The sequence below is a fragment of the Prevotella sp. CAG:592 genome (genome assembly GCF_000436015.1).
Taxonomy (GTDB): domain Bacteria; phylum Bacteroidota; class Bacteroidia; order Bacteroidales; family Bacteroidaceae; genus Prevotella; species Prevotella pectinovora.
Genome location: NZ_FR892495.1, coordinates 1 through 6,972, shown reverse-complemented (window position 1 = coordinate 6,972; position 6,972 = coordinate 1). Strand labels below are relative to the sequence as shown.

The window sequence follows — 6,972 nt, the reverse complement described above, 5'->3', positions numbered from 1 at the left end:
TGAACAGGTATTAAATATAGGTGAAATTTGTTCCTTGTTGTATTTATCAATAATAGTTTTATACTTCATCTTATTTTCTTTGTTATGTGGAATCTTGGACAATGGTGAATATGGTTATACCTTGTATGAAATCATCAAATATCGCTTGACTATAATAATAATTTATGTAAACACACCCTATTCTCAGTAGAATTTAGTAGTTTTGCAATCAAAACGGCAAATGGCTGGCAGACAAACTTGGAAAGAATCAAGCTGTCATTATCAAGAGAAATAAGCAGTAAAGATGACAAAAGTATGTCAAAGAGTTTGGCGAGGGTATTGATCGTATCTGCAATGAGTTGGAAACAAAAGGCTGTGCCATCCCCTCATTCCATATTGACGCTTTTATTCTAAAGGCTACATTAATGGCTGAGTGGACAACGGAAAAGGAGTTTGACCGCCCAAGTACCGCCCAAGTACCGCCCAAGTAGAAAAATTAGTGACAGTAATGAACGATGATTACCTTGATGTTTCTGAGATAATGAAACTATGTTCAATAGTCAGACGTAAAACAATGCATGATAGTTATATCGCTCCTGCACTGGCAGATGGCAGTATTGAACGGAAATATCCAGAACATCCAAACCATCCAGAACAGATGTACCGATTAACGGAGAAGGCAAAGAATTGGAAGAAGTATCAATAATATTTATTGATGCCACATGAAAGCTGAGACAAACACTCAACATTCTTACCGTCATTCTTTATTTTAAAACTTTGAGAAATCTTACAATATGATTCAAAAATCTGACATAAAAAAACTGCTCACTCTTCTTGGCTTTTCACAAGAAGAGAATATATATACAAAACAATATGAAGTTGGTGTGACATTGAAGATAGATGTTGCTCACGAACACATATTTTATAATGAGGCAAATATTACCGTAGGGCGAGAAACAACGAGCAACTTCGCAGAACCAGAGAATTTCGTTGTTCTAGAGTGTGTAGATCGCTTATTAACTAAAGGATATCGTGCAGAACACATAGAACTTGAGCCACGATGGAAATTAGGACATAGTAGCAAAAGCGGCTATGCCGATATTTGGGTGCGAACATACGGCGAAGGCAAAGTTATTGGTACTGACGAAGATAAAGACTCTCTGCTTATTATTGAGTGCAAAAAAGCAGATGAATTCCAAGGGGCATGGAATGATACTCTTGAAGATGGTGCTCAGCTGTTTAGTTACTTTCAACAAGAAAAATCCACCAAATTTCTTTGTCTCTATACATCTGATATAGTTGATGACAAGATTGTGCCTGATTATTACTTGCTGAATGTTCAGGACAACAAGAAAATGCTTGAGAACGATGAAGAGGCTCTTTCGTATGAGAAGGCTTCAAACAACAAGCAGTTATATCGTGTATGGCATGAAGCTTACCAGTGTGACTATGCTCGAATTGGATTATTTGAGGATACTGTCCAACCTTACCATATAGGCAAGGATAAATATACTGTTGCTGATTTGAGGAAGGTTAATAACGATACCATTAAAAAGAAGTATAGTGAGTTTTCAAACATCTTGCGTCAGCATAATGTTGGAGCACATGAGAATGCCTTTGATAAATTGGTAAATCTGTTCCTTGCCAAGGTCGTCGACGAGACAAATAATCCAGACGATCTGCATTTCTATTGGAAAGGCGCTGCATACGATGATGACTTCCAATTGCAAGATCGTCTTCAGCGTCTTTATCGTGATGGAATGAAAAAGTTCCTTGGGGAAGAGGTTACTTATATTGAAGATGCTGAGATAGACAAAGCTTTCCGCCGTTTCAAGAATGATCCGGATGCTACACGTAAAACAATCAAAGATTATTTTCGTGCATTAAAGTTCTTCTCTGACAACGACTTCTCATTTATTAGCGTTCACAACAAGAAACTTTTCCAGCAGAATGCCGCCATTCTCAGAAAGGTTATTCTTATGTTACAAGATATTCGCCTGAAAGATTCTGATACACACCAGTTCCTTGGTGATTTATTTGAGGGTTTTCTTACGAAAGGTGTAAAGCAGAGTGAAGGACAGTTCTTCACTCCTATGCCTATTGTGCGTTTTATTGTGACATCTCTACCATTGGAGCATTTAGTAAAGGACAGTCAAGACGTGCCGTACGCCATAGATTATGCATGTGGTGCAGGTCATTTCCTTACAGAGTATGCTGATCGTATCAAGGAATTTGTCAAAAAATACCGTCCTGACTTGCCATTACAGGACTACTATTCACGTATAACGGGTATTGAAAAAGAATATCGTCTGTCCAAGGTGTCGAAGGTGTCTGCCTTCATGTATGGGCACGATGAAACTCAGATTGTCTATTCTGATGCATTACAATCACATCCGAATGTTGAAGAAGGCAAATATAGTGTACTCATTGCCAATCCTCCATATTCGGTTTCTGGATTTCTCGAAACACTTGGTGAGAAAGACAGGAAGAGATATAAACTTTTCAACAACAATATAAACTTGGCCAAGAACAATGCTATTGAGACATTCTTTATGGAACGTGCAGCTCAGTTAATGAAGGCTGGAGGAGTTGCAGGTATTGTGCTGCCCGTATCTGTCTTGAACAAAGGCGGTATTTATGCTAAAGCGCGTGAAATAATTCTTGAAAATTTCCATATTGTATCTCTTGTCGAGTTGGGTTCTGGAACATTTGGCAAGACTGGTACAAACACCGTCGTTATGTTTCTTCGTCGCAAAGAGACTAATACTCCTGATGCGGAACATTACACAAGTCGTGTAGAGTGCTGGTTCAATCTGAGTGAGAACGGAGATGAGGTTTATCAGGATACAGAATTGATGGAGAAATACTGTGAACATCTTGGTTATTCTTTAGAGGATTATCAGGAGTTCTTGAAGGGTACAATATCAGAATCTTTCCTTGACTCAGAGGTAATACAGACTTACCATAATTCGTTTTTCGGAACTTCACGTAATGCAATGAAGGACGTGTGTGATGAAGCAAAAATCATTCGCACAAAATATGTAGCAAAAACAAGAACTGCCACTTTTAGATCTTTATCTTCAGAGGATAAGAAAAAAGAGGCAGATAAGGCGTTCTATGCATTTGTAAAGGCTATAGAGCAAGAAAAGATGTATTTCTTTATGTTGGCTGTACAGACAAACAATCCTGTTCTGATTGTTAAGTCTCCATCGTCTAATACAGAAATGAAAAAGTTCTTGGGTTACGAATGGGTGAATCGTAAAGGTAGTGAAGGCATCAAGTATTTAAATGTAGCTACCACATCCGACTCTGAAGATGATGAAGGAAATGAGGCAGAGGATGATACTATGCAACAAATCTCGGGAATTGAGTCTATAAATACCTGTCTTTTCAAACCTGGAGATTATGATGATCCTGAAAAGATCAATTATTTAATCAGACAGAATTTCTTGGGTGAAGAATACGGAATACCAGATAGTATTGCAGATTTCGCAACAACTGCAAAGTTGGTAGATATGATAGAATTTTCAAGAACAGCTTTTAATAAAGAATTAAAAACAAGTATTTCATTGAAGGTTGCAGTTGAGAGTAAATACGAAGTCATTCCATTGAAGAAATTCTGTAAAGAAATCAATCCGTCTAGGGAGGAGTTTTCGAAATTACCTCATGACAAAATTGTTTCCTTTATAGAGATGTCTTCACTCGGATTAGGTTGTATTGAAAATATGGTTGACAAAACTATAGGAGAACTATCAGGTGGATACACGAACTTTAAGGAAAACGACGTACTAATTGCAAAAATCACCCCTTGCATGGAGAATGGAAAGTGTGCATTGGCACATGGACTTACAAATGGATTAGGGCTTGGAAGTACAGAATTTCATGTTCTTAGAACAACGGATGAGATAAGAGCAAAATATCTGCTTGAATGGATTAATCGCAATGAAATCAGAAAAATTGCGGCGTCAAATATGACTGGAGCAAGTGGACATCGCAGAGTTCCTGAATACTTTTATCAGCAATTGCCAATACCTGATGCACCTGTTAATGTTATTAATAGTATCGTTTCAGAGTGCTCTAAAGTTGAAGAACTATATCAGAATAGTATTGATGAGATGAATAGGTTGAAAGAAAAGTTAAGAAAAATTCTCGTTGAGGCAGATTCTAAAGCAACTATCGACCTTCGTCTCGACAATGAGCAGGTATTCGATCTTCAAATAGGTCGTCGTGTCCTTAGAAGCGAGTTAAAGAAGGATGGTAAATTCGAGGTTTTCAGTGCTAATGTATTCGAGCCGTTTGGAAAGACAGACTCGTCGTTGCTGACGGATTTCTCTAAACCTTCTGTCCTATGGGGAATAGATGGAGATTGGATGGTAAACTATTTGTCAGCAAACAGACCTTTCCACCCAACAGACCATTGTGGTGTAATAAAAGTGCTTGATGAAACAATAGTTCTATCTAAATATCTTGTCTATCCTCTACTAAAAGCTGGTGAGCATGAACGATTCTCACGTGCTAACCGTGCTTCAACAGAGCGCATTAAAGCGCTATCTATTCGAGTACCGTCAATTGATATTCAGAAAGCAACTGTTTCAAAAATCATTGAGATTGAAGATAAGATAGAAAAATTGAAGATTCAAATGGAAGAATGTAAAGAACACAAGCAGGCAATATTGGATAAGTACTTAAAATAGAAATATTAGCAAAACATGATATGCTGTTAGTGTTCGAATGATTAAATTAGATTTTTATGAAAGGCGACGCACAACCTCTGATAAAATTCTTTGATGGATCGGACAAGCGATTCATCATACCTCTGTATCAGCGCAACTACGACTGGAAGGAGGAAAACTGCGAGCAGTTGTTCCAAGATTTGATGAAGCTCCATAATAGCGACCGTAAGAGTCACTTCTTTGGAAGCATTGTTTCAAGTATTCAGTCGGGAACAGAAGACAGATTCATCATTGATGGTCAGCAGCGAATCACTACAGTTTCGTTGCTGCTGATAGCTATGGTCAATGCCAAGAAAGAAGGACTGATAGAGGCTACTGATGCAAAACTTGTTGAGAAAATCTTCAAGCGTTATCTTGTGGATGAATATCAGGAGGATGAGCGCAAGGTGAAACTTAAGCCCATCAAGAAAGATATGCAGGCTTTTGATGCGTTACTGTATAAGCCAAAAGAACAATATATCAAGGAGTCGAACGTGACTCGCAATTATGATTTCTTCTATGACAAGATAATTCGTGCTGGTTTGACCCTCGACGAACTCTTTGAGACAATAAAGAAACTCGAAGTCATCAACATTCGGCTTGACGAAGATGATGACCCACAGTTGATATTCGAGAGTCTGAACTCTACAGGTCTTGACCTAAGCGAAGCAGACAAGATACGCAACTATCTCTTGATGTCACTCGCACCTGCAGAGCAGGATAATCTTTATACTCGATTCTGGAATCCAATAGAAGAATTTACCAAATACGACCCATCATCTTTTGTGCGTGATTACCTGACCATGAAGCAAGGTAAAATAGGTCGTATTGATAAAATCTACTTCATATTCAAAGAGTATGCATAGACTGCAAACATTGATAGGGCTACACTCTTGGAAGATATGCATCACTATGCCAAGATTTACAGCCAAGTTGACAATGCTGAAGTAGGTACAGCCAAGCTAAATAGAAAGTTGAATCAACTTCGGACGTTGGATTCTACTATTGCTTATCCTTTCTTTATGGCATTCTTCGACTATGCAACTAAAGTAGGATTGGCAGAAACAGAAATCTACCAAGTTCTTGATGTCATTGAAGCCTACTGGGCTCGCAGAATCATTTGCAATCTTCCATCGAATGCTTTGAATAAGGTTTTTGCCACACTTCACAGAGATGTGTTGAATCACGTCAACAGATCGAGTGACGAGACTGCACCTTCATATATTGACGTGCTGAAATACGTTCTGCTAAAGAAGGGGCGTTCTTCGGTGTTTCCATCAGACGAGGAGGTGAAGGGCGATTTCAAGACACGCCAAGTATATAAGATGCCTGTCAATGCTCGTATGTTTATACTTGAGCGCATGGAGAACCAAGACAATAACGAACGTCATGATGTGGTGAAAGAACTGACTGAGAAGAATATCACGATTGAGCATATCATGCCACAAACATTGTCTGACAAGTGGAAAACCGCGTTGGGCGATGATTGGGAAAGAATTCATGAGCAATATCTGCATACGCTGGCAAACCTTACCCTCACTGGATATAATTCTCAATATAGCAATCTTACCTTTATTGAGAAAAGAGACATGGAGAAAGGTTTCAAAGACAGTGCGTTCCGGTTGAACAACTCTGTGAAATCGTGCGAACAATGGACTGAAACGGAACTAAAAGCACGTCAGAAAGAGCTACAGGATGTGTTTATGCGGCTTTGGCCTATGCCTACAACATCATTTGAACCGTTGAGCCGTGAGGCGGAATCTGCATCACTTGACGATGAGGATTATGAGTTCACAGGCAAGAAGCTTCAAGCGTACATACTTCATGGGGTTAGATATACGGTCAATACATGGAAGGAAATGCTCATTCAGGTATGTGGACACATTCTTATAGAAAAACGTTCAACTATAGAATGGCTTTGTGCAAATGAAAAGTGCAGTTTCTCAACGACACAGGAAGACTGGAGACGAGAACTTGCTCCAGGGATGTATGTATGGACTGACAATAGTACAGCGACCAAGATAAACATACTTCACGGTATGTTTGAGGAATGCAACATCCCTGCATCAGAACTTGTCTTTGAATTCCGTTCTGAACAAGAAGAAGGGGATGAGGAATAGTCAAAGGTTAGTCTGGTGAGGCGATGAAGTACAACATCCTGACATTGTTACTAAAAAACATGTATTTTATAACTGATTGATAATCAATATTCTGTCGTCATTGCGTCACCTGTTTTTGGGTGACGTAATGACGACAGTATGAACAGGTATTAAATATAGGT

General features: G+C 38.8%; 3 protein-coding genes and 1 pseudogene. All 4 read left to right on the top strand.

What is annotated here, in order from left to right:
* Positions 1-475 precede the first annotated feature (475 nt).
* Positions 476-685 (top strand): annotated as a pseudogene (locus tag QVO99_RS00905) (Fic family protein); the annotation flags it as partial.
* Positions 686-773: 88 nt separating this feature from the next.
* Positions 774-4,673, top strand: a complete 3,900-nt coding sequence (locus QVO99_RS00900; RefSeq protein ID WP_022315705.1) for an N-6 DNA methylase — start codon at positions 774-776, stop codon at positions 4,671-4,673.
* Positions 4,674-4,729: 56 nt separating this feature from the next.
* The gene (locus QVO99_RS00895) at positions 4,730-5,557 is read left to right on the top strand and encodes a DUF262 domain-containing protein (protein WP_022315704.1); all 828 of its coding nucleotides are present in this window, start codon (positions 4,730-4,732) and stop codon (positions 5,555-5,557) included.
* Between the two features lie 36 nt (positions 5,558-5,593).
* Entirely contained in the window at positions 5,594-6,811 is a 1,218-nt protein-coding gene (locus tag QVO99_RS00890; RefSeq protein ID WP_022315703.1) for an HNH endonuclease family protein, read from the top strand.
* Positions 6,812-6,972: the final 161 nt, after the last annotated feature.